A 24,078-nucleotide genomic window follows, 5' to 3' on the forward strand; every position below is an offset into this window, starting at 1 on the left:
TTCCTCGGTGCAGCCGGGATAGACGGTGGACTCGTACACCACCACGTCGCCGCGCTTGAGCACCGATGCCAGCATCTGGCTGGCCTTGATCAACGGCCCCAGGTCCGGCCGCTTGGCCGCGTCGATCGGCGTCGGCACCGTCACGATGTAGACGTTGCGGTCGCGCAGGTCCTCCAGCGCATCGCTGTAGCGCAGCCGCGTGGCCGAGCCCAGTTCCCCGGCATCCACTTCCAGCGTCGAGTCCTTGCCCGCACGCAGTTCCTCGACCCGCGCGGCGCGGATATCGAAGCCCACCGTGTCGTACTTCTTGCCGAATTCCACGGCGAGCGGGAGGCCGACATAGCCCAGGCCGATGATGGCGATCCGGGCCTCTTCCAGGTTCCGCATGTATGGCGCCTTCCACAAAGAGCGGCCTTGGCCGGCCGCAGCGGCACAGGCTAACAGGAGGGGCGGGCCGACAGGAGCGGGCCGGGGGCGTATCGCCGCTGTGACGGCCGGCTGGCGGGTCGCTTTCGGCCGAGCCCGTGCTCGCCTTAAGTGACATCGACATGCCCCCGGGCGCCGCCTAACCTGCGCTTCCGTCGGGCGCTCAGGGGCGAAAGGCGAGTAACGAGGGCACAAGCCTGTGCGCGTACGGCCCCTCCTGTCACGCGTGGCGAGGCTCTTGTCGGTGAACCGGCCGGGCGTGTACGTGACGGCGCCCTCGCTACTCGCCTTTCGCTCTTCGCGTCACCCCTCGGTGGAAAGGTATAGGCCAGGCATAGCCGGCACGAGGTAGAGGATTCGCGCGCGGACCCGCGCAGAATCGACCCCGAACCCCGCCGCTCCGCGCCGGGTTCGGCCCGTCCATCACGCAAGGGGGAGGTGGACACCATGCGCACCACGCCGGTCGCTCTCATCGAATTCCTCGGGCTTGCGCGCGCCACGCGCGAAGCCGCCACCCCACCGCAACGCCGCGCCCCGGGCGCCCGCGACTACCAGCTGCCAGGGCGCTATTGGCCGACCCTGTTCGACGGCAGCTTCTGCTTCCATGCCCGGCGGCCGATCGTGTTCCTGCACCTGGCCGACGAGGCCGACGAGGAGCCGCCGGTGGAACCGGCAGTCATCTGGCATCGCCTCCACTGAAACCGCGCATCCGCCGGAAGCCACCCCGACTGCTGGCATACAAGCTGCTTTGCCGGCCGATCCATCACACGCCGCGCGAAAAGCCGGGCTATGATGCGGCGGACCGCCCGCCGGAAAGCAAAGGAAGCGCCGTGCGGGCCAAGGGTTGGGGGACATTGAAGGTTTTTCGTTTCGCGCGGGCGCCGCGCGACGGCATGCGTTTCCCGCGCCTGCATGCCGCGCCACGCTCGTGCGATACGTTCGGGATGGAAGCCGGCCTTGCCGGCCGCGGACAGGGACGGTTCGATCAAGACGGCGCCGCTCGCGCACCGTCACACAAGCTGGAAGACACACAGGGGGAAACGCATGTCCGACATCATCAGGTTCCTGGAACGCATGGGCGAGGACGTTCGCCTGCGCGACGCGTCGGCGGCCGAGCTGGAACTGGCGCTGGCCCAGGCGCATCTGGAACCGGAGCACGGCGCCGCCGTGCTCGCCGGCGACGCCGCGCGGCTGCAGGCGCTGCTCGGCCTGGGCACGCTGATGGCCGTGCAGCTGCCGGCCGAAGAGGAAGAAGAAGAAGAACAGGAAGACGAGGGCGAGGAACCGCCGCCGTCCGAAGAAAGCCGGCGGCGCGAGGCCGTGCTCGCGTGAGCGCGCGCCCCGGCATGTGGCGCCATTGGCTCCTCGCTGCCGGGGCATGCCTGCTGTTCCCGTTCGCGGCGGCCGCCACCGAGGCGGCTGCCGCCGATTCCCTGCCCGCCCTGCTCGACGTGGCGGACAGCATCAAGACCTCCGATCACGGCACCTTCGTCAAGCTGCTGCAGCAGATGGAGCCGCAGCTGGGCCAGCTTTCGCCGGCGCAGCAATGGCACCTGCGCTACCTCAAGGCCTGGGACGTGGCCTATTACGGCGACTATGAGCGCGCCGGCGGCCTGCTCGACGAAGTGATCGCGCAGAACGTCGACCCCACGCTGCGTTTCCGCGCGACGGCGACGTCGATCAATATCCTCGGCATCGGCCACCGCTACGAGGAAGCCTTCACCCGGCTGGACAAGCTGGTCGGCCAGCTGCCGCAGACCACCGACAAGCGCGCGCGCCTGCAAGGCCTGGGCGAAGCCGCCCAGCTGCTGGTCGCCGCCGGCCAGTACGACCTGGCCGGGCAATACGCGGAGCAGATGCTGCAGAACCTGCCGCCCGGCGAAGGTCCCTGCAAAGGGCTGTTCTTCAAGGCCGAGGCCGCGTACCGCAGCAACAAGACCGATGCGCGCGAACAGCTGGACCAGGCGATCGACCGCTGCGTCTCCGTCGGCGAAACCGTCTACGCCAATACGCTGCGCGCCGAACTGGCCGTGGCCGATCTCGAACGCGGCGAGGCGACCCAGGCCATCGCCGTGCTGATGCGCAACTACGCCGACGTGCAGCACGACGGCTACCAGACCCTGATCGCGCAGTTCGACGCCGCGCTGGCGAAAGCGCACCTGAGCCTGGGCAACCTGGCCGAGGCGCGCAAGCACGCGCTCGCCGCGGTGCAGAACAGCATCAAGGGCGAGTACACCGCGCCGCTGGGCATGGCCTACCAGGTGCTGTACCGGGTCGCGCGCAAGCAGGGCGACCTGGCCGCGGCACTGGCCTATCTCGAGCAGTACATGGCGGCCGACAAGGGCTATCTCGACGACGTCTCCGCCAAGGCACTGGCCTACCAGGTGGTCAAGCAGCAGGTGCTGTCCGGCCGGCTGCAACTGGACACGCTCAACAAGCAGAACCAGATCCTGCAGCTGCAGCAGGCGCTGGACCGCAAGGCGGTCGAAGCCAGCCGCCTGTACATCGTGCTGCTGTTGATGGCGCTGGGCTTCATCACGCTGTGGATCTACCGCCTCAAGCGCTCGCAGCTGCGCTTCATGTGGCTGTCGCGGCTGGACAGCCTCACCGGCATCTGCAACCGCAAGCATTTCATCGAGCAAGCCGAACAGGCCCTGCAGCAGGCGGTGCGGACGCGGCAGCCGGCGGCGCTGCTGATCCTGGACCTGGACCATTTCAAGCTGATCAACGACACCTTCGGCCACGGCGTGGGCGACCACGTGCTCAAGCACATCGTCGAAGCCTGCCGCCCGCTGCTGGGCGCGCGCGACGTGTTCGGCCGCCTGGGCGGCGAGGAATTCGCCGTGCTGCTGCCGGACTGCGCTCCCGACCAGGCGCTGGCGCGCGCCGAACGCCTGCGCAGCGCGATCGGCACGTTGTCGCCGCTGGAGGGCGGCGAGCTGACCGTATCGGCCAGCTTCGGCGTGGCCGACACGCACAGCGCCGGCTACGACGTCAGCGAACTGCTGGTGCGCGCGGACCATGCGTTGTATCGCGCCAAGAGCGAGGGGCGTAATCGGGTGGTGGCGACCTGGGCGGGAACGGTGCCGACCACTCTTGCCGCGAGCGAAGTGCGGCAGATGGGGGCGAGCGCGTAACCCGCGTATTCGGCTCATGGCATGAGCCGAATAGCTTTCCTATTCGGCTCACTGCCCGCCCCGTCAAGCCGCCGGCTCGCGTGAGCCGCAGCCGCCCGCTCGTATTTCCAATATCTGAAGGTTAGTTGTGATAGTATAAATCACACTAAATGCACTAACCAGGCAGACTTCCCATGGCCATCCATCGCAAGGCCTCAGTCGACGACGGTGCCATGGCTGGCACGGCCGACTACGTCGTGAGCCAGCTGACGTCGAGCAGGCGCAAGGACATCCAGGACAAGGACGTCGTGGCTTTGTACATTCCCAAGCTCCAGCGCAGCGAACGGGATTCGCTGGTCGAGACCATCGAGCGAGTGGTCGTCCTGATCTATGACAACCTCCAGCGGGTCAATGAACTGCAGCTCGAGCAACTCGTCGATTCATTGACCCCCAAAGTTCCGCCGCCGGCCTCCGCCATTCGAGAAGCGCAAATGGTCGCCAAAGCCAGAGCCGCGGTGATCAAGAGCGCCGAATGGCTCACAGCCGCCGACATCGCCAAGAACGCCGGCTCGAAGTCGTCCAATCCGAACGCACAAACCTCGAAGTGGAAGCGCGACAAGAAAATCTTCGTCATCGCTCCCGGCGATGGCATCGAACGATTTCCGGGTTACGGACTGGATGAGGATCACAAGCCTTATCCGGCCCTGGCCGAGGTCATCAGGATCCTGGGGGATAAGGATGGCTGGGGCCTGGCGTACTGGTTCGGCTCGGCCAACAGCTTCCTGAGCGGGCGAACACCTCAGGAACTGCTGGCGAGCGAGCCTGGCCAAGTGATCGCCGCAGCCAAGGACGCAGCTGAAGGGATCCAGCATGGCTAAGCGGGCGGTCGGGACACCCTCCAAGTTCAAGCCGAACAAGGCGCCGAATATCTATGCGCTGCACGAAGGCACCGTGCTGCATCGCGTACACCCGGCAAAGTATGGCGCGGCTCAATTCAACGACACTGCCGCAGGCAACGCGCGATTCAGTCCGATCCGCAACGCCAGGGGAAACATCATCCCCACCATCTATGCGGCACAGACCTTTGCGGGTGCCGTCATGGAGACGGCGTTCCACGACGTGCCGCTCGCCGGCGCGCTCAAGACCAAGCCCAAGGCGGACCTGGAGACACTGGCAAGTTCCGAGATAAAGATCCAGGCCGCTCTGGTTCTCGCCGATCTCTCGGTCAGAGGGCTGAGCAAGCTGGGCTTGGAAAAGAATGACCTGATCGAGACCGACAAGGGCGCCTACGCCATGACACGGTCATTTGCCGAGCATCTCCATGCCAGCCATCCGGACATCCAGGGATTGTCCTGGGTGTCGCGAAAGGACGATACCAATCGGGCATTCGTGCTATTCGGCGATCGCATTCGAGCCCACGCGATCTCTGCTCTGGCCGACTCCACCAAAAGCCTGGTCTCGAACGACGACACGTACAAGCAGATCCTCGATCTGGCCGACGAGATCGACGTGAAGATCGTCTAGCAGGCCGCCAATTCTGGCGACAAGGCACGCATCGCGCGTTCCATGGAATTGGCGCGCCCGGAGGGATTCGAACCCCCGACCAATGGCTTCGGAAGCCACTACTCTATCCGGCTGAGCTACGGGCGCGTGGTGCGGCGAGGCCGCCGGCCGGCCTGTCGGGCGGCGGCGGAACGCGGAGTATAGCGATTTGGGCGGGCCCGCGCGACGAGTGCGCCGGACACGAAAAGGCCCGCCCCGGCGCTGGCCGGTGGGCGGGCCTTTCGCTTGCCCGATCGTGGCGCCCCGCCGCGGAGCGGGGCGCGGGACGGATCAGCGCGCCTTGAGCAGGTCGGACAGCTGGTCCGGCTTGCCCTCGATGCGCTCCAGGTGCGGGTACTTAAGGCCATCGTGGTAGTCGATGCGCAGGGTCTGGTACTGGTCGAAGTTCTTCACCAGCAGCTCCACCGGCTTGCTCTTGTCCTTCGAGGCGGCGGTCACCGCGTCCTTGACCGCATCGCTGGAGAACTCCTTGCCGTCGACCGCGACGATCTTCATGCCCGGCGACAGGCCGGCCTTGAAGGCGGGGCCGTCCCACAGCACGTCCATGATGTCGCCGCCCTTGCCCAGCGTCACGCCCAGCGAATACACCAGGTTGGCGCCGCCGAAGCGCGCCTCGGCCGCCTTCACCACCGGCGAGGGCTTGTCGTTGTAGACCAGTTTCCAGCCGTGCGACTCGATGCCGCCGATCAGCGGACCGTGGCCGTCAAGGCGCTCGCGCAGATAGCTGGCCCAGTCGAACGGCTGGATGTCGTTGAGCGTCTTGACCACATCCTCGAAGGTGTAGGTGTTGACCGCCCACTCGCCGTTCTTCATGCCGAAGAAGGCCTTGCCGAAATCGTCGATCGACTTCTTGTTGCCCGAAAGCGAACGCAGCTTGCCATCCACTTCCAGCCAGATCATCTGGCCGCCGGAATAGTAATCCTCGCTCATCTGGTAGTTGCGGTAAGGCAACGGCCGGCGCTGGGCGATGATCGGATCGTTGGTGGTGTCCTGGATATTGCGCCACTGCTGCAGGCCCGGGCGGCCCTTGTCGTAGTTGGCGGCGACATTGGCGAGCATGTCGCGCGCCTCGTCCGGCTTCCACAGGCCCGAGCGCGCGGCCATCACATAGCCCCAGAACTGGGTCTGGCCTTCGTACACCCACAGCAGGCTGTCCTGCATCGGCACGTTGAAGTTCGGCGTCGAGAGATCCGCGCCGCGGCGGTACTTGCCGTCCCAGGAGTGGTTGAACTCGTGCGGCAGCAGGTCGCGCGCCAGCAGGTTCTTGTCCCACTCGGTGAAGTAGCCCGGGCCCACGCCGTTCTCGCTGGAGCGGTGGTGCTCCAGGCCGTTGCCGCTCATCTTGTCGCTGAGCGAGAACAGGAAGTCGTAGTGGTTGTAGTGGTGCGCGCCGTACATCTTGTACATCTGCTGCACCAGGTTCTGGTGCACCTTCAGCTGCTCGGGCTTGATCTCCAGGTACTTCGGATCGTCGGCCACGATGTTGAGGAACACCGGGGTCTTGGCGCCCGGGTCGAGGTCCACGCGCTTGAAGTACTTGCCCGCGTAGATCGGCGAATCGACCAGGTCGTCGAACTTGATCGGCTTGAAGGTCACCGTGTCGCCGTCGCGCGAGGCCTGCTCAAGCGCCGTGCCGAACTGCCAGCCGGCCGGGAACTTCACGCTGGCTTCGGCCTGGATGCGGGCGGCGACATAGCCGGCCGGATACAGCGTCACCGTGTTCCACTGCAGGTTGAGCATTTCCGGCGTCATCACCACGCGGCCCTGGCGGGCGTCCTGCGGCGAGAGGAACTGGAACTCCACGTCCACGCTGCTGGCGCCCTGCGGCACGTCGACGTGGAAGGCGTAGACGTTGAGCGGATCGCGCGTCCACTTCAGTTCCTTGCCGTTGGCCGACACCTTCAGGCCCGCCAGCTTGTCGATCGGACCCGACGGCGAGTGGTTGCCCGGCAGCCACTGCGGATACAGCAGGGTCAGCGGACCGGCCTGCGCCGGCACCGATTCGCGCACGCGGAAGATGCGGCGGGCGATGTCGGTGGCGTCCACGCTCACCTTGAGCGTGCCGTTGAACGGCACGTCCTGCGGCGCCGGGACGTCGGCATGGACGGCGAAGCCGCACAGGCCGAAGCCCGCGGCGAGGATGGCACAAGCGAGGCGCGAAGCTTTCAAAACAGTCTCCTGGTGGCAGACGCGCAACGCCCTGGCCGGACGTTGAACGGAATATGACCGCACGATGCTAGACCGCGGCGGCGCGCCGCTCCCCCTGCCAGAGGTCATGCGGCAGGCTGAACCATGCCCTTCCCCAAAATCCTGCGCGGGTTTGGAAAGGCAAAAAACGCCCTTATTCTTTGCAGCCCGCGATACCCCGCGCGGGCTGCTGCGACGATTTCCCCCTTAGATCGCCGCCGCGGAAAACCCAAAAAGAAAATGGAGTTCCCCATGAACAAGCTTCTGTGCTCGGCCGTGCTGGCCGCTGCCGCCCTGTCCCCGTTCGCCGCCCAGGCCGATGACGCCGCCGCCGGCAGCAACCAGCTCAACAACTTCTTCGTGACCGGCAACCTCGGTCAGAGCAACTACCGCGTCGGCGGCCTGAACGACAAGTCGGACGTGTTCCAGAGCGTGCGTTTCGGCTGGCGCTGGAACAATATCGTCGGCGCCGAAGCCGGCTACACCTCGCTGGGCCAGGCCAAGCAGTACGTCGGGACCACCACCATCGGCGTCGAGCCGAAGGCCGCGATCATCGGCGTGAACGCCAAGTACGACTTCTACGGCTCCTGGTTCGTCAGCGGCCACGGCGGCTACCTGCGTTCGCGCACCGTCGGCAGCATCACCATCGGCGACGTGCGCACCACCGAGAAGAGCTGGAACAATGGCTGGTACGCCGGCGTGGGCGTGGGCTACAACGTGACCGACAACGTCGCGCTGGCGCTCAACTACGACAATTACCATGTCAAGTACGGCCGTGGCGGCTCCGACCAGCCGCAGACCAACGGCACCGTGGCGGCCTACTCGGCTTCGATCGAGTACCGCTTCTGAGCGCAGATTTTTCGCGCCAACTACGCAAAAGGGCGCCCCATCGGGCGCCCTTTTCTTTTGGCCATGCAGCGATTTACTTCAACGGCGCAGCAATCTGTCCCAGCCGGTCCGCGCCGCCCGCACGCGTCAGGTGCGGATAACGCAACCCATCGTGGTAGTCGACGGAAATGGTCTGGAAGAACTCGTTGTTCTTCACCAGCAGCTGGATCGGACCGCCCTTGTCCTTCGCCGCCTTGATCGCATCCTTCAACCCGTCGGCCGAGTAATCGCGCCCATTCACCGCGACCAGCTTCACGCCCGGAACCAGGCCCGCCTTGAACGCCGGCCCGCCCCACTGCACGTCGGTCAGCTTGCCGTCGCGGTTGACCGAGAAGCCGATGCCGTAGAGCAGGTTGGCCGAATGCCGCAGACCCTCCATCGCCTTCTGGATGGACGAAGGCTTGTCGTCGAAGCTCAGCTTCCAGCCCGCCGCTTCCACGCCCTGCTCCGGCAGCTTGTCGCCGGTGTAGTCCAGCCGCTCATGCAGGAACTTGGCCCAATCGTAGGGCTGCACCTTGTTCAAGGTCGCTGCCACGTCGTCGAAGGTGTAGGTCAGCGGCACCTGGCTGCCGTCCTGCACGCCATGGAAGGCACGCACGAAATCGTCCAGCGAACGCTTGCCGCCGCTGAGCTCGCGGATCTTGCTGTCGGCCTCCAGCCACAGCAGCGTGCCTTCGGGGTAGTAGTCGACGCTGCGCATGCGGTTGCCCCACGACGAGCCCTGGTGCGAGGTCAGCTGCACGGCGTCGGCGGTGTCCTGCAGCGAGCGCCATTGCCGGCCGGTGCGGTAGACCATGCCGGCCTGGGTCTCGGCGATCCAGTCGCGGTACTGCTCCGCCGTCCACATGCCCGAGCGCGCGGTCAGCACTTCGCCGTAGTAATTGGTGAGTCCTTCATAGACCCACAGCAGGTCGCCCTGCATCGGCACGTTGTAGTTCGGCGTCCACAGGTCGTGCGGGCGGCGGAACTTGCCGTTCCACGAATGCACGAACTCGTGCGGCAGCACGAAGGCCGCCGCCAAGTACATGTTGTCGTCGGTCAGGAAGCTCGGCGGCAGGCGGTCGTCGCTGGACTGCTGGTGTTCCAGCCCGAACGAGCCGTTGTGGTCCGACAGCGTCAACAGGAAGTTGTAATGCGCGTAATGCCGCGCACCGAACAGCTTCACCGCCTGCACCGCCAGCGCCTTGTGCTGCGCTTCCTGCTTGTCGCTGAGTTTCAGGTTGCCCGGATCGTCGGCGACGATGTCCAGCGTCACCGGCCCCTTCGCATCGGTGCTCAGCGGCACGCTCTTGAAGTATTCGCCCGCGACCATCGGCGAATCGACCAGCTTCTCCAGGCTCACCGGCTTGAACGAGACCTGCGCACCGGATTGCTCGCCGACATCCAGCGCGCTGGCGAATTTCCAGTCGCGCGGCAGCGTCACCGTCGGCTGCACGTCGATGCGGCTGGCGTAGTAGCCGGCCGGATAGAACAGCACCTGGTTGAATTCGATATCCACCAGCTTGGGCGTCGCCGAACCCGTCGCGCCGTACAGGCCACCGCCTTCTTCGCCCGGCGACAGGAACTGGAACTCCAGCTGCAGTGCGCTGGTGCCTTCCGGCACGTCCAGGTGCAAGCTGTACATGTCGCGCAGATCGCGGCGCCACGGCAGCTGCTTGCCGTTGGCGGTGATGATCAGGCCGCTGACGTTGTTGATCGGGCCCGACGGAATATGCTCGCCCGGAATCCACTTCGGGTAGTACAGCGTGAGCGCGCCCGGCTTGACCGGGATGGTCTCCGTGATGCGGAAGATCCGCTTCGGCGCATCGGTGAGATCCAGCTTGAGGGTCAGCGTCCCCGGATAGGCTTGATCGACCGGCTCCGCCGTCTGGGCCTGCACCAACGGCACGGCGCCCAGCGCCAATGCTACCGAACACCCCAGCAACGTCCTGGCGAACATACGGCCATCTCCCCTCGGTGAGTGATGCCTCGGGATGCTAGGCCGATGCGGGCGCGGGACCGCATGCCATTGGTCATGTGAAAGCCAGCCTCACGCACATGCCAGGCGTAGGTTGGGGTGAGCGCAGCGAACCCGAACGTGGCGCCACGTTGGGGTTCGCCTTTGGCTAACCCCAACCTACGGCTCGGGTCAGGCTTTCTCCAGCTTGCTGTGGCGGATGCCATAGCCGAAATACACCACCAGCCCGATGCTCACCCAGATCAGGAACACCTCCCAGGTGACCCACGGCAACTCGGCCAGCAGCCAGATCGAAAAACCGATGCCGACCAGCGGGATCAGCGGCACCAGCGGCGTGCGGAACGCGCGATACAGATCCGGCTTGCGCTTGCGCAGGATCAGCACCGAAGAACAGATCACGATAAAGGCGGACAGCACACCGATATTGACCAGCTTCGCCACCTCTTCGATCGGCAACAGGCCCGCCACCAGGGCGGTAAACACACCCAGCACGATCGTCGGCCGATGCGGCGTGCCATAGCGCGGATGCGGCTTGGCGAACCAGCCCGGCAGCAGACCATCGCGCGCCAGTGCGAACCAGATGCGCGTCGCGCCGAGCATGAAGGCGAACAGCACGCTGATCAGGCCGAACACGGCGGACACCGACACCGTCAGCGCCACCCAATGCAGACCCAGCCCCTTGAACGCATCCGCCACCGGCGCATCCGTCTTCAGCGTGGTGTAGTGCGCGATGCCGGTCAGCACCATCGACACCGCCAGGTACATCGCCATCGAGATGCCCAGCGACAACAGCACCGCACGTGGCAGATCGCGCTGCGGATTCTTCGATTCCTCCGCGGCGGTGGTCAGCGTGTCGTAGCCGAACACCGCGAAGAACACCACGGCAGCGGCCGTCGCCACGCCCTGGAAACCGAAATGGCCGACGCCGTCGGAGCCCACGATGCGCTCCGGAATGAACGGCACCCAGTTCTCCGGCTTCACGTAGAACGCGCCGACGCCGATCACCAGCGCCACCGCGGCGACCTTGATCGCCACCACGAAGGTATTGAAGCGCGCGCCCCACTCGGTGCGGAAGATCAGCAGCGCCGACACGCCCAGGGTCACCAGCGCCGCAACCACATTGAAGACATGGCCTTCGCCGGTGCCGATCGCTCCCTTCGCCCATACGGGCAGGTCCACGCCGATGCTGGCCAGCGCCGATTGCACGTAGCCGGACCAGCCGATCGCCACCACCGCCACGATCAGCGCGTACTCCAGCAACAGGTCCCAGCCGATCAGCCATGCCGCCAGCTCGCCCAGCACCGCATAGCCATAGGTATAGGCGCTGCCGGTGACGGGGATCAGGCCGGCGAACTCCGCGTAGCACAGCGCCGCCGCGGCGCTGGCGATGCCGGCGATCAGGAACGAGATCGCCACTGCGGGACCGGCGTTGAGCGCCGCCTGCTGGCCGGCCAGCACGAACACGCCGACGCCGATGATGCCGCCGATGCCGATCGCGGTGAGCTGCCACAGGCCGAGCACGCGGCGGAAGTCGCCGCGCTTGCCGACATCCGCCTGCAGTTGTTCGACCGACTTGTGGCGGACTAGCTTGCTGACCACGCTCATCGCTTTCGTTCCCGACAACCCAAAGGAGCGGCGATCATAGCGAATGCCCCTTGCCCCGCCATGCTGCGGGTGCGCGGCGCTCAGGCCGGTTGGCGCGTACGCAGGCGGATGGTGGCCAGCGCGGCGGCGCTGCCCAGGCATAGCGCAACGATGGCCGGCGCCAGCGCAGGCGGTGCCGAAGCCGCGCCGAACCAGCCTCCGGTGATGACCGCGGCCAACGCGGTCACGGCCAGGCGCGCACCTTCAAGCCAGGTGCCGGCGCGCCGCCCTTCGAGCAACACACCCAGCGCGGTGAGGCTGAAAAGCAGGAACGCCGCATAGGCCAGCAGCGACGATGCCGGCATGCGCTTGGCCATATCCAGGAACCACACGCCCATCAGCAGCAGCAATGCGAACTGCGCGATGCCATAGGCAGTCAGGCCGCGCGGCAGCGGCGGCGCATAGCGTGCGCGGGCCATGTCGAATGCCGGCTTGGGAAAACGCTCGGCCACATCGGCCGGACGCCAGCCTGGCGGCTTGATCCACACCAGCAGCTTGTCGCGCCAGCGCCGCGCATGCCAGGCATCCTTCAGCGTGGCCCAGTACACCTCGGCGTTCGCCCACAACGGATTCCAGCTGCGCAGCGGCGCACGCGTGCCGTACACCGGCGGGTCGGCGTCGTCTTCTTCGACGAAGCTGCCGAACAGGCGGTCCCATACGATGAGGATCCCGCCGTAGTTGCGATCGAGGTAACGCTCGTTCACCGCATGGTGCGCGCGATGGTTCGACGGCGAGCAGAACACGCGGTCGAACCAGCCCAACCGTCCCACCAGCTCGGTATGCACCCAGAACTGGTACAGCAGGTCGATCAGCGCCACCACCGCGAACACTTCCAGCGGATAGCCCAGCAACGCCATCGGCAGGTAGAACAGCCAGCCCAGCAGCACGCCGCTGCCGGTCTGGCGCAGCGCGGTGCTGAGGTTGTAGTCCTCGCTCTGGTGATGCACCACGTGCGCGGCCCAGAGGATGTTCACCTCGTGTCCCGCGCGATGCAGCCAGTAATAGAGGAAGTCGTACAGCAGCAATCCGCTGGCCCAGACCCACCAGCGGTCCGCCGGCAGCGTGTAGAGCGCCAGATGCCCGGCGCACCAGGCGTAGATCCCCAAGGTCAGCAGCTTGGCGAACACCGCCACGATCTGCGAGATCACCCCCAGCGACAGGCTGCTCACCGCATCGCTGGCGTGGTACACGCGCCGGCCGCGCCATTTAGCCACCAGCAGCTCCAGCGCGATCAGCGCGAAGAAGGCCGGCGTGGCCCAGCCGATGATGACCTCTTGCGTATTCACGCCAATCCGGCGTCCTCGGGCGAAGCCCGCATCACCGACCGCGCCAGCAGCCACAGCGCGCCGAAGTAGCTGCCGAGAATCCACAGCGCCGCCCACGGCAGGCTGATGCGGAAGCGGTTCCAGGCCAGCAGGGTGTCGCTGAGCATGAACAGGATCGAGCCCGCGCCCGCCAGCCAGGCCGGATTAGCCAGCGCGTCGCGCGCCAGGGCGTGGTGCCAGGCGCGCCCCACCGCCTGCCCGCCCATCGCGGCCAGCACGCCGGTGTAGACCACGATCGGCGCATGCAGCTCCTCCGGCAGGGTCGGCCACAACGACCACATGCACAGCGCGGCATAAGCCAGGCAGATCAGCAGGGCGACCGGCTTGGCGCCGAAGCGGGTATCGCCGGTGAGCGCGACCAGGAAGCACAGATGGGCGAACAGGAAGGCCACCAGGCCTTCCACGAACAAATCCTGCGGCAGCATCAGCAGCACGTCGCCAGCCAGGGCCAGCCCCAGGCCGCCCAGCACCCAGGCGCGGTAGCGCGCCGAGATCGGTTCGCGCACGCGCCAGGCCAGGGCGAACACCAGCGAGGTCGCCAGCGGCTTGCAGGCCCAGTGCAGCCACATCCACTGGCTGCCGTCCTCGGTGTCGGCCAGCATCGCGCCGGCGATCGCGCCGATCGCGGACAACAGGACACCGAGGGCCATCCAGCGGGGGACGGCTTGGAGGGGAACGGCGGAAGGAATGGCGGCCATGCGGGCGGATCAGGCGGAGATACGCCGGCGATCATAAGTGGGGCGAGGCGTTCCCGGAATCGCTACTTTATTTTTCCCGGGTGCAGGTCGCGTTTGGTGGGCCTGTAAAGCCCCTCTCCCCTCGGCGACCCGAAGGTAGTCCCTGTGGGAGAGAGGGGTTGGGGTGAGGGTACGGGCGGAGCGCAAGAATGATGTGCACCGCTCCGGCCGAACCCTCATCCGCCTGCCGGCACCTTCTCCCGGTGGGAGAAGGACTCGGCCTTGGAGAGCTTGACGCTTAGAAACGCAAGGTTGCCGTAAGCATCGCCGCGCGCGGCGCACCCACCTGCATGGTGGCGAACTGGCCCTGCGGGTCGCTGGCTACGAAGCCGTTGGTGCCGATCGAACCGAAGTACTTCTTGTCGGCCAGGTTGGTCACGTTGAGCGCCAGCTTCAGATCCTGCACCACGCCGAGCTTGCCCACGTCGTAGGCGGCCGAGGCGTTGAACAGCCAGTACGAGGGCACCGCGCCGTCATTGATATAGGTGTAGTAGCGCTTGCCGGTGTAGTTGGCCGACGCGCGCAGGTCCCACGGACCGGACACCCAGGCCAGCTCGGTGAAGAACAGCTGCTTGGGGCTGTCCACCACGGTCTTGTCCTTGGTCGGCACCACCACGCCGCCGTCGACGTAGTTGTCGTCGTAGCGCGAGCGGTTGTAGGACAGCGAGTTGCGCCAGCGCAGTTCCTGCGTGAGCTTGAAGTTCAGCGCCAGCTCCGCGCCGCGGCTGCTCACCGAGCCGACATTGGCGTAAGCGCTGGGGCAACCCACGATGCCGCTGCAACGCGAGATCGCCAGCAGGCGGTTGTCGAACTTCACGTCGTACAGGGCCAGCGAGGCTTCGTAGAAGTCGGACACCGCGCGCAGGCCGCCTTCGAAAGTGCGCGACTGTTCCGGCTTGAGCGAGCGGCCGAAGGTGTCGAACGCCACCTGGGTGGTGGCCAGCGGGCCGGAGATGCCGGCCTGGAACGCGGCGATGTTCTTGGAGTACGAACCGAACAGCTCGTAGCCGCCGCCCAGCTGGTAGGCCGCGCCGACCTGCGGCAGGAAGTTCTTCTTGGCCACCAGGTCGCCGGACGCATAAGCGCGCGCGGTGCCCGGCAGGTTGGTCGCTTCCACTTCGGTGCGCGGCGCCTTGAAGCCCACGTCCACGCTCAGGCGGTCGTCCAGGAAATGCATGCTGTCCTGCACGTAGAACTGGCGCGTGGTGGTTTCGTAGTGCTGGTAGAACAGGCGCAGGTTCGGGTTCTCGAGGAACTTGCGGTCGTCCACCGGGCCGGTGATGAAGTAGTAGTTGCGCTGCACGTTGTGGTTGCTGTCCTCGTACCACACGCCCGCTTCCAGGTGATGCGCGCCCAGATCCCAGGTCAGCGCCGCGGTGCCGCCGGCGCGGTCGATGCCGTACTCGGTGGTGCGGATCGAGATCGGGGTTTCCTGCGCGGTGCCCGGGAAGGACGCCTGGTACGGCGTGAACCAGTGGCCCTGGCCGCGATCGTAGTGGTAGTAGCCGGTGGCCTTCAGGCGCACACCCTCGGCCAGCGCGAAGTCGCCGAACAGGCTGGCGATGCGGTCCTTGCGCACGCCGCGGCCGGCGTAATACGCGTCGTCGGCATTGGTCACGCCGCCGGTGTAGATGCCCTTGGCCGCGTTCACCGCGCGGTTCCAGTCCGGCGCGTAGTTGTCCCAGTTCCAGCCCAGGCGGTGCAGCATGTCCAGCGAGAGATCCTGGTAGTCGGTCTCGTCGCGGTCGGAGGTGGTCACCAGCGCGCCGATGCGGCTGTCGCCGAAATCGTAGGTGGCCTTGCTGTTGAACTGCATCTGCTCCTGGTCGCCGTCGCCCTTCCACTTGTTGACGTCGGAATAGGCGCCGGAGATGTACATGGCGAAGCCGTCGACATTGCCCGTATCCAGGCGCACGAAGGTGCGGCGCGCCGCATCCGTGCCGAAGCCCTGCGAGAACTGCACGCCGTACTTGGGCAACGGGTCGGAGGAGTAGAACTGCACCGTGCCGCCCAGGTCGCTGGTCGACGCCGTGCCGAGCGCGCCGATGCCTTCGGCCAGTTCCGCGCTGCCGAGGTTCTCGGCGATCAGCGCGCGGCTGATGTGCAGGCCGTTGTTGTTGCCGTAGCTCATGTCGCCGAGCGGGATGCCGTCCAGCGTGAAGCCCAGGCGGTTCTGATTGAAGCCGCGCAGGCTGAAGCGGGTCGACCACTCGTAGTTGCCGAACGGATCGGACGACTCGAAATGCACGCCCGGCTTGCCGGCCAGCACTTTCAGCGCGCTGGTGCCCGGGGGCAGCACCTTGACGTCTTCCGCGGTGATGCGCTGCACCTGGCGCACTTCGCCCTGGCCGATCGCGGAGACCGACTCCAGCGTCTTGGCCTTGTCGGCGGCGGCATCGGCCGGAGCGGCGGGCGTGGTGTCGTTGTCGCCGGGAGCTGCGGCGGCCGTGCCGTGCAGCGCCGCGAACAGCGCGAGCGCGAGGCCGGTAAGGCGGATGGAACCCTTGCGGACTGACATGCGTACGTTTCCTTTGCGCAGCCGTTCCCCTGGCGGGAAGCCACGTCGGTAGGTGATCGGTGAATGGAAAAAGCACGGCCGCCCCCTTGGCGGACGCATCGCCCCTTCGCGCCCTCAGCTACCCTGCAAGGACGACACGACGCGACCGCCAGCGGCCGTTGGTGCGCTAGCTTGCTAGGGATTTGTGAAATCGGATTTACATCCGCGTGTCAGCGCGGGGTGAAGTGGCCGGACGTAGGTTGGGGTGAGCCATCGGCGAACCCCAACATCGCTACGTGGATACACATCGCAGCGTTGGGGTTCGCCGATGGCTCACCCCAACCTACGCTCCGTCAGGGCGATAGCAGCGCCTTGCCTTGCGCCGCCGGCAAGGCCACGCCCAACTCCCGCGCCAACGTCGGCGCGATATCCCGCATATCGATCGCCCCCAGGTTCTTCCCCGCCGGCACGCCCTTCCCTTCGATCAGGAAGGTCGAACGCATCATCGGCCAGGCCGGGTCGTAGCCATGCATGCCGCGGTAGTGGCTTGGCGCCGGCAGCGGCACGTCCGGCTTGATCGCCATCTCGTAGCCGGCCTTGAACAGCACGAACCACGATGCCTGCGCGGTGCCGCCGCGCTCCACCAGCTGCGCGTGATCGAGCACGCGCTCGATGCCATAGGCCGGGTTGCCCTGCAGCTGCGCCAGCAGGCCCTGCACCTTCGCCAGCGTCTCCTGGTTGCCCGGCTCCTTCAGCACGATCGCCGCGCTGCCGCCATCGTTCCACGGCATCGCCTGCCAATCGGCCACCGCGCCATCCTTCAGCGTGACCAGCCCGGCCTGGATGAAAGGCGCGTACAGGTTGACGTCCTGCTGCACCGGCGCGAAACCGTGGTCGGACACCACCGCCACCACGCCATCCGGATGCACGCGGCGCGCCGCGCTCACCATCTCGCCGACCAGGGCGTCGATACGTTCCAGCGTGCGCTTCGACTCGGGCGTGTCGGGGCCACTGTGATGCTGCTCGTGGTCGAGCGAGGCCAGGTAGGCCGTCATGAACGCCGGCTGCCGTTCCTCCAGCAGCTTCACCGCGAAGCGCGTGCGGTTCTCGTCGCCGGCCAGGGTCTCGTCGATGCCGTCGGCATACGGACCGAGCTCCTTCTCCAGCGCGGGCAACAAGCCCGGCGTGGCCAGCGCGGCGAGCAGCTTGCGGTCGTCCGCCAGGCCGGTGCGCCAGATCTGCGGCAGGTTCCAGTCCACCTGCGCACCCACGCTCACCGGCCAGTGCACGTTGGCGGTGCTCAGGCCCGCCTTGTGCGCGGCATCCCACAAGGTCGGCACGCGGATATCGCTGGCGTACCAGGCCCAGCCCTGCTGGTTCTTGTTGGTGGGGTCGAAGGTGAGGTTGCCGGCGATGCCATGCTGGTCCGGCGAGACGCCGGTCAGCAACGTGGTGTGGCTGGGATAGGTCAGCGTCGGCAGCACGCCGCGCACGTCGGTGGCGTAGCTGCCTTCGGTCATGAAGCGGCGCAGGTTCGGCAGCTGCAGGCCGCGCTGCCCGGCCTGCAGCACATCGGCCGGACGCAGGCCGTCGATCGAGATCAGCAGCACCGGTACGGCATGTACCGGCGCGAGGAAGGCCAGGCCGAGCAGGCCGGCCGCGAAGCAGCGTTGCAGACGCATGGTGTCACCGCGCAGAGAATGGACGGGCGAGTGAACCCGTCCGCGGTGACAGCGTGATGGCAGCTCAGCGACCGTCCACCGCTTTGCGACCCAGCGCCGGATCGTCGGTAAAGAACGCATCCACGCCGGCGTCGAGATAGGCGCGAATTTCTGCGATCGAACCGTTCTCGTTGAAGGTCTTCGGGTCGCTGCCCTGCCAGAAGTTCCTGGCCTGGAAATGGTTCTCCGGACGGAAGGTATAGGGATGCAGCTCCAGCTTCACCGCATGCGCGTCGTGCGCCAGCGCCGTCGGCTGGCCCAGCCTGCCGTCCTTGTCGAGCGGAATGATGGCGCGGATGTTCGGGCCGATCGCATCGGCATAGCCGGCGATCTCGCGCAGGCCGGCCGGCTTCATCATGTCGGCGTAGGTCAGCTTGCCGCCCGCGGCGACCACGTCGTAGGGCTGCTCGTTCGGATCGTCCAGCAGCTGCAGCAGGCGCACGTTCGGATGGCTCTTGCCCAGCTTGCCGCGCAGGTAGCGCAGGTTGGCGATCTCGAACGACTGGATCTCCACCGGTGCGGTGCGTGTATAGGCATGCGCATCGAAGATGGCCAGCACGCGGTCTTCCATCGGCAGGCCGGCCTTCTGGAAATACGTGCCGTGCTTGATCTCGGGAATCAGGCCCACCACCCGCCCCTGCGCCGCGGCTTCGGCGGCGACGAAATCGATGATCTCCTCCAGCGTGGGGATCTGGAACTGGCCGTCGTACTTGATGCCGCGGAATTCCGGCAGGCGCTCGCGCGCGCGCAGCGTCTTCAGTTCGGCGAGGGTGAAGTCCTCGGTGAACCAGCCGGTGACCTGGTGGCCATCGATGGTCTTGGTGGTCTTGCGTCCGGCGAACTCCCGGTGCGCTGCCACGTCGGTGGTGCCGCCGATCTCGTTCTCATGACGCGCGACCGGCACGCCGTCCCTGGTCATCACCAGGTCCGGCTCGACGAAGTCGGCACCGTCGGCGATCGCCTTGGCATACGAGGCCAGGGTGTGCTCGGGCCGCAGGGCGCTGGCGCCGCGGTGGCCCAGGACGAGGACCTTTGCAGCTATCGGTTTCTCAACAGCGTGGACGGCGCAGGGCATGGCCAGGCTCAAGGTGACCAGGGCTAGCCAGCATAATGGTTTCATGGGGTGCTCCTTACTGGACTAGTAACTCTGTTTCCAGAAAAAGAAGTCCTTCTCCCTCCGGGAGAAGGTGCCGGCAGGCGGATGAGGGTACGGCCGGAGCGGTGCACATCACTCTTGCCACTCCGCCCGTACCCTCACCCCAACCCCTCTCCCGAAAGGAGAGGGGCTCTACGGTACGGCACGGCGACGCTGTCTTAGAACTTCACATCCAGCGTCAAAAAGCTCTGCCGCGGCGCACTCGCATGAAACGCCAGCTGCCGCCCATTCGGATCGGTGTTAGCGAACGCCGTAAGGTTCGACGCATAACGCTTGTCGGTGAGGTTGGTCACGTTGAGCGACAGGCGCACGTCCTGCGCGAACCAGGCCGCGCCGAAGTCGTAGCCGGCGCCGAAATCGAACGACGTATAGCCGCCGAAGCCCTGGTCGTTGGTATAGGTGTAGTAGCGCGAACCGGTGTACTTGCCGCGCAGGCTCAGGTTCCAGGGGCCGTAGGTCCAGGCGATCTCGCTGGCGAACATGCGCTTGGGCGTGTCCACCGTGATCTTGCCCTTGGTCGGCACCAGCGCGCCGTTCTGCACGTAGTTGTCGTCATACGTGGAGCGGTTGAACGAAGCCGAGTCGTACCACTGGAAATGCTCGAACGGCTTCCAGATGAAGGTGAACTCCGCGCCGCGGCTGCTCACCGAACCCACGTTGTAGAAGCGCGTGGTGCACGCCGCCGTGGTGCCCTGCTGGATGCTCGGGCACGGGTTGAGCGAAAGCAGGCGGTTGTCGAACTTCACGTCGTACACCGCGGCCGAGGCCTCGAACTCGCGCTGCACGATGCGGTAGCCGCCTTCGATGGTGCGCGACTGCTCCGGCTTGAGGTTGCCGCGGGTGGCGTCGAACGACGCCTGCGTCACCAGCAGCGGACCGCTGGCACCGCCGCCCTGGAACGCGGCGATGTTCTTGGCATACGACAGGAACAGCTCCTGGCCGGCATCGAGCTTGTAGCCCAGGCCGACCTGCGGCAGCAGGTTCTTCTCCGCCTTGAGCGTGCCGTTGGCGACCGGCGCCTCGTAATTGCCCGACGCCTGGCGCGCGGTCATGGTCACGTGCGGGCTCTTCACGCCGACGTCGACGCTGAGGCGATCATCGAGCAGCTTGAAGCTGTCCTGCAGATAGGCCTGGCGCGTGGTGATGGTGTAGGCCTGGTTGAACAGGCGGCGATCCGGATCGCTTAAGTAAGTGTCGTCGCTGATCGGGCTGCTGAGCGTGTACGGGATGTAATAGAAGTTGCGCTCGACGTTGTGGTGGTTCTGCTCGTACCACACGCCACCTTCCAGGTGATGGCCGCCCAGGTCCCAACCCAGCGAGGCCAGCACGCCGTTGCGGTTGATCTTGTAGTTGGTGCTGCGGATCGAGATCGGCAGCTCCTGCGCCATGCCCGGATTGGACTTCTGGCCCGGCGACCACCAGTGGCCCTGGCCGGCGTTCTCGTGGTGGTAGACCTGTGCATGCACGGTCAGCGCGTCGCTGGGATAGAAATCGCCGGCAAGGTAGTACAGGTCGTCGCGGCGCAGCGCGCGGCTCTGGTAATAGGCATCGTCGATGTTGTCGACGCCGCCGGAGTAGCCGCAGCGCGCATCCTTCACACCCTTGATGGTGTAGGCCGGCGCGCAGTAAGCCGCGGAGAGCGCACGCTTCCAGTCCGGCGCATAGAGATTCCAGTCCCAGCCCAGGCCACGCGCCATGCCGCTCTTGGACAGGTAGGCGTAGTCGGCCTGCGAGGTGCGCGAGGTGTCGGCGAAGGCGGTGATGCGTCCGCCGTCGAACTGGTACACGGCCTTGCCGTTGAACTGCTTGGTGGTGGTCGGCGACTCCGGCGGCGCCCACATGTCGGCGGTAGCGCGCACGCCGGACAGGTACATGGAGAAGCCGTGATAGTCGCCGGTATCCAGGCGCAGATAGGTGCGGCGGTTCTGGTCGCTGCCGAAGGTCTGCGCGAAGCGGCCGCCGAAGGTCGGCAGCGGATCGGCGGAGAAATACTGGATGGCGCCGCCCAGGTTGCTGGTCGAGGCGATGCCGAGGCCGCCGATACCCTGCGCCAGTTCGGCGCCGGCGGCGTTCTCGGCGATCAGCGCGCGGCTGATGTTCAGGCCGTTGTAGTTGCCGTAGGCGTTGTCGCCCAGCGGCAGGCCATCCAGCGTGTAGCCCAGGCGCTGGCCGTTGAAGCCGCGCAGGCTGATGGTCTGCGATTCCTCGTTGGCGCCGAACGCGTCATTGGACTGCACGTTCACGCCTGGCATCCGGTTGAGCACCTTCTGCAGGCTGGCGCCGGCCGGCAGCACGGTGGTGTCCTTCGCGGTCACGCGCTGCACCTGGCGGGTTTCGCCCTGGCCGATCACCGAGACCGCCTCGAGGTTCTTGGCGGCGTCCGGCTTGGCCGTCGCGTCGGCGGTCGGCACATCGTCGGCCATGGCGCCGTGGGACAAAGCGGCAAGCGCGACGGCGGTGGCCATCGCCAGCAGGTTCTTCTTCATGAGATGCGGGGCTCCAGGAGATCGGGACGTCGCGCGTGGGGACGCGGTCGTTCAAATATCGTGAAGCCGTCAGATGTCGGTTCTTTGACGGTGGGATGACGCGCAGCGCGACGCCGTCACAAAGCGGGCCTTCCCTCGACCTGCCGCAGATACTCCGTGGGACTCGCGCCGATGATGCGATGGAACATGCTGCAGAACGCGCTGCAACTGGCGTAGCCGGCCTCGCGTGCGACCGTCTTGATCGGGCGGCCGAGGCTCATCTGGCTGATCGCCCGCGCCAGGCGCACGTGCTGGCGCCAGCGCACGAAGGACATGCGCAGCTCGCTTTCGAACAGGCGCGCCAGCGTGCGGCTGCTGGCGCCGACCCGCGTTGCGAGTTGTTCGAGCGTATCCGGGCGCGATGCATCGTCGAGCAGGCGCTGGCAGGCCTTGCGCAGGCGCGGATCGGACGGCACGGGGATGCGGAAAGGGGCTTCGTCCGCGTTGTGCAACGCGTGCAATAACAGGGGCATGGCCAGGTGCATGGTCGCCGCATCGCGCTCGCTGTAGGCCTGCACCGCCGCCAGGACCAGCTCGCGCAGCAGCGACGATACCGCCAGCACGCGGCAGTGCGCGCCGAACGGTGCACTGGTGGCGCGATCCAGGTACAGCATGCGTACCGCCACGCGGCCTTCCATCTGGATCTCGTGCGGCATGCCGATCGGGATCCACAGCGAGCGCTGCGGCGGCACGATCCAGATGCCTTCGCGCGTGGTCACCTGCATCACGCCGCTCGCCGCGTAGATCAGCTGGCCGCGGCGGTGCCGGTGCGATGGCACGTGGCATCCGCGCGGGTAGTCCTTGGCGAGTGCCGTCATCGGCCAGGTGGATGAACGACGGGCGGGCTGTCTGATTTGCGACACAGGATGGCCACCGTTCGATGGACGGACAGGACTAGCTTAAGTCTGTGCCTGCGGCACCCGACGCCGCAACGTCCATCTCCCTGCCTGGCCACGCTCATGTCCAGCCACTCCCCTACGCGCCGCAGCTTGTTGAAGGCCGGCCTTGCCGCCGCCGGTGCGCTCGCGCTTGGCCCCGTCGAAGCCTGGGCGCCGCCGCGCGAACGGCCGGCCCTGGTGGTGCTGTGGTTGAACGGCGGGCCCGCCGGCCTGTTCAACAGCGCCGATACGTTCCTCCCTCATGGCGCGTTTGGCGTGACATCCGCCAATGTGCGCGCGCTGGGGAATGGCTTGTACGTGGATGCCGGCTCGCTCGGCACCTTGCATGCGGTGGCGCTCGCACACATGGCGGCCATTCCTTTCCGGCACGGCTTGTACAGCCACAACGATGCTCGGGTGGCGGTGTTGCAGGCAGGGGCGCGCAGCCAGCTGTTGCGGATGGCGGCGGCCTTGCCGGCCAGTCCGCTGCCGTGCGCGATCGTCAACCGGCTCGGTGTTCCGGTCGGTGTCGCCGCCGATCCGCCGGCCGAGGGTGGCGTGGTCTGCCGACCTGTCGACCGGTTCGCGGATGTGGGCCTGCCCGCCGCCGGGCTCGACGGCATTCGCCATGGGTATGGCGTGAAGCCGGGACGCACGATGGTGGACGATCTGCCCGGAACATTCGCGGCCATCGAGGGCCTGATCCACGCGGACGCCGGCGTCGTCTTCGCGCAGGCGGCGTTCACCGGCCGCGAGGACCGGCAGTTCGACACGCACCACGACGATGGCGGCAAGCTGGCGCGCGAGATCATGGCGCCGATCACGCCGGGTCTGGCCGTATTCCTGCAACGCATGCTGAACTTGCGCGGACGCAACGTGGTGACGGTGCTGACCGGCGAGTTCAGCCGCACGCTGCCGGGTGCCGACCACGCGAAGGGCGGCACTGCGACGGTGATCGGCAAGTACGTCAGGACGGGCAGCGCCGGCCGACAGCTGCCCGATGGCTCGCCGCCGGAGGATGCGGCGCCCGCTGAGGCGCTATGGGCTTATCTCGCGGCGGCCCTGCGCATCGAAGGAGCGTCGCCGTTCGGCGCCAACCCGCACCCGCAACTGCTGCTTTGACGTAGGTTGGGGTGAGCCGCAGGCGACTGCGAAGGCAGGATGCCGTAGCGAACATCCGCGTAGCGGATGGCCCGAAGGGCGGGCTGCTGAGGCAGCCCGTAACCCCAACCTACCCTGCTCGTCATTCCTGCGCAGGCAGGAATCCAGTCGCGAAAACCCAGGGTTTTCGCGACAACATCGGTCCGGCTTTTCGCGACTATCGAGCGATGTCGTTACTGGATTCCTGCCTGCGCAGGAATGACGAGCAGTGAGCTTACTTGCCGCTCACCTGCTTCACCCACGCCTCATACGCCGGCCGCTCCACCGGCACCCCGTCCGCATTGCAGCTGCCAAGCC

The 24,078-nt window shown here is 66.6% G+C and carries 17 protein-coding genes, 1 tRNA gene and 1 pseudogene; 7 read left to right on the forward strand and 12 right to left on the reverse strand.

Features of this window, described 5'->3' with window-relative positions; all coding sequences use genetic code 11:
- Window positions 1-387, reverse strand: a pseudogene (locus BM172_RS21205) (Vi polysaccharide biosynthesis UDP-N-acetylglucosamine C-6 dehydrogenase TviB); the annotation flags it as partial.
- A 477-nt stretch (window positions 388-864) separates the two neighbouring features.
- Between BM172_RS21205 and BM172_RS21210 the strand changes: the two are divergent.
- The 5 genes from BM172_RS21210 to BM172_RS21225 all read left to right on the forward strand — a co-directional run bounded on the left by BM172_RS21210 (window position 865) and on the right by BM172_RS21225 (window position 5,066).
- The gene (locus BM172_RS21210; protein ID WP_090423629.1) at window positions 865-1,125 is read left to right on the forward strand and encodes a hypothetical protein; all 261 of its coding nucleotides are present in this window, start codon (window positions 865-867) and stop codon (window positions 1,123-1,125) included.
- 345 nt (window positions 1,126-1,470) lie between these two features.
- Window positions 1,471-1,758: a hypothetical protein gene (locus tag BM172_RS22630; RefSeq protein WP_035322259.1), complete on the forward strand. Its 288-nt coding sequence runs from the start codon at window positions 1,471-1,473 to the stop codon at window positions 1,756-1,758.
- Window positions 1,755-3,563, forward strand: coding sequence for a GGDEF domain-containing protein (locus BM172_RS21215; protein WP_177218855.1), 1,809 nt, complete (start codon window positions 1,755-1,757; stop codon window positions 3,561-3,563). The genes BM172_RS22630 and BM172_RS21215 overlap by 4 nt, the downstream gene beginning before the upstream one ends.
- A gap of 173 nt (window positions 3,564-3,736) precedes the next feature.
- On the forward strand, window positions 3,737-4,420 hold the full coding sequence (locus BM172_RS21220; RefSeq protein ID WP_051548305.1) for a hypothetical protein: 684 nt from the start codon (window positions 3,737-3,739) through the stop codon (window positions 4,418-4,420).
- Window positions 4,413-5,066, forward strand: coding sequence for an RES family NAD+ phosphorylase (locus tag BM172_RS21225; protein ID WP_035322257.1), 654 nt, complete (start codon window positions 4,413-4,415; stop codon window positions 5,064-5,066). Before BM172_RS21220 ends, BM172_RS21225 begins: the two co-directional genes overlap by 8 nt.
- A gap of 49 nt (window positions 5,067-5,115) precedes the next feature.
- Here BM172_RS21225 and BM172_RS21230 read toward each other — a convergent pair.
- Both BM172_RS21230 and BM172_RS21235 read right to left on the reverse strand, forming a co-directional pair.
- Window positions 5,116-5,192, reverse strand: a tRNA-Arg gene (locus tag BM172_RS21230).
- Window positions 5,193-5,375: 183 nt separating this feature from the next.
- Window positions 5,376-7,274 (reverse strand): M61 family metallopeptidase, encoded by a 1,899-nt coding sequence (locus tag BM172_RS21235; RefSeq protein ID WP_026633400.1) that lies wholly within the window; start codon window positions 7,272-7,274, stop codon window positions 5,376-5,378.
- Window positions 7,275-7,544: 270 nt separating this feature from the next.
- Between BM172_RS21235 and BM172_RS21240 the strand changes: the two genes are divergently transcribed.
- Window positions 7,545-8,141, forward strand: coding sequence for an outer membrane beta-barrel protein (locus BM172_RS21240; protein ID WP_051548304.1), 597 nt, complete (start codon window positions 7,545-7,547; stop codon window positions 8,139-8,141).
- A 73-nt stretch (window positions 8,142-8,214) separates the two neighbouring features.
- On the opposite strand, the gene BM172_RS21245 is transcribed toward BM172_RS21240, so the two are convergent.
- The 9 genes from BM172_RS21245 to BM172_RS21285 all read right to left on the reverse strand — a co-directional run bounded on the left by BM172_RS21245 (window position 8,215) and on the right by BM172_RS21285 (window position 22,560).
- On the reverse strand, window positions 8,215-10,119 hold the full coding sequence (locus BM172_RS21245; RefSeq protein ID WP_051548303.1) for a M61 family metallopeptidase: 1,905 nt from the start codon (window positions 10,117-10,119) through the stop codon (window positions 8,215-8,217).
- A 189-nt stretch (window positions 10,120-10,308) separates the two neighbouring features.
- Window positions 10,309-11,742 carry an amino acid permease gene (locus BM172_RS21250; protein WP_026633398.1) on the reverse strand — a complete coding sequence of 478 codons (1,434 nt, stop codon included), beginning with the start codon at window positions 11,740-11,742 and terminating at the stop codon, window positions 10,309-10,311.
- An 80-nt stretch (window positions 11,743-11,822) separates the two neighbouring features.
- On the reverse strand, window positions 11,823-13,067 hold the full coding sequence (locus BM172_RS21255; protein WP_035322255.1) for a sterol desaturase family protein: 1,245 nt from the start codon (window positions 13,065-13,067) through the stop codon (window positions 11,823-11,825).
- Window positions 13,064-13,756: a lysoplasmalogenase gene (locus tag BM172_RS21260; protein WP_035322254.1), complete on the reverse strand. Its 693-nt coding sequence runs from the start codon at window positions 13,754-13,756 to the stop codon at window positions 13,064-13,066. Before BM172_RS21260 ends, BM172_RS21255 begins: the two co-directional genes overlap by 4 nt.
- 325 nt (window positions 13,757-14,081) lie before the next feature.
- Window positions 14,082-16,361, reverse strand: coding sequence for a TonB-dependent receptor (locus BM172_RS21265; RefSeq protein WP_035322252.1), 2,280 nt, complete (start codon window positions 16,359-16,361; stop codon window positions 14,082-14,084).
- Window positions 16,362-16,693: 332 nt separating this feature from the next.
- Window positions 16,694-18,022, reverse strand: a complete 1,329-nt coding sequence (locus BM172_RS21270; RefSeq protein ID WP_026633396.1) for an alkaline phosphatase family protein — start codon at window positions 18,020-18,022, stop codon at window positions 16,694-16,696.
- Between the two features lie 64 nt (window positions 18,023-18,086).
- Window positions 18,087-19,136 (reverse strand): glycerophosphodiester phosphodiesterase, encoded by a 1,050-nt coding sequence (locus BM172_RS21275; RefSeq protein WP_026633395.1) that lies wholly within the window; start codon window positions 19,134-19,136, stop codon window positions 18,087-18,089.
- A gap of 239 nt (window positions 19,137-19,375) precedes the next feature.
- Window positions 19,376-21,640 (reverse strand): TonB-dependent receptor, encoded by a 2,265-nt coding sequence (locus tag BM172_RS21280; RefSeq protein WP_231504105.1) that lies wholly within the window; start codon window positions 21,638-21,640, stop codon window positions 19,376-19,378.
- A gap of 179 nt (window positions 21,641-21,819) precedes the next feature.
- Window positions 21,820-22,560, reverse strand: coding sequence for an AraC family transcriptional regulator (locus BM172_RS21285; RefSeq protein WP_035322250.1), 741 nt, complete (start codon window positions 22,558-22,560; stop codon window positions 21,820-21,822).
- 141 nt (window positions 22,561-22,701) lie between these two features.
- Here BM172_RS21285 and BM172_RS22690 point away from each other — a divergent pair, with 141 nt between their 5' ends.
- On the forward strand, window positions 22,702-23,742 hold the full coding sequence (locus BM172_RS22690) for a twin-arginine translocation signal domain-containing protein (RefSeq protein WP_197022823.1): 1,041 nt from the start codon (window positions 22,702-22,704) through the stop codon (window positions 23,740-23,742).
- Window positions 23,743-24,078: the final 336 nt, after the last annotated feature.

The organism is Dyella marensis (assembly GCF_900112865.1).
Taxonomy (GTDB): domain Bacteria; phylum Pseudomonadota; class Gammaproteobacteria; order Xanthomonadales; family Rhodanobacteraceae; genus Dyella_D; species Dyella_D marensis_A.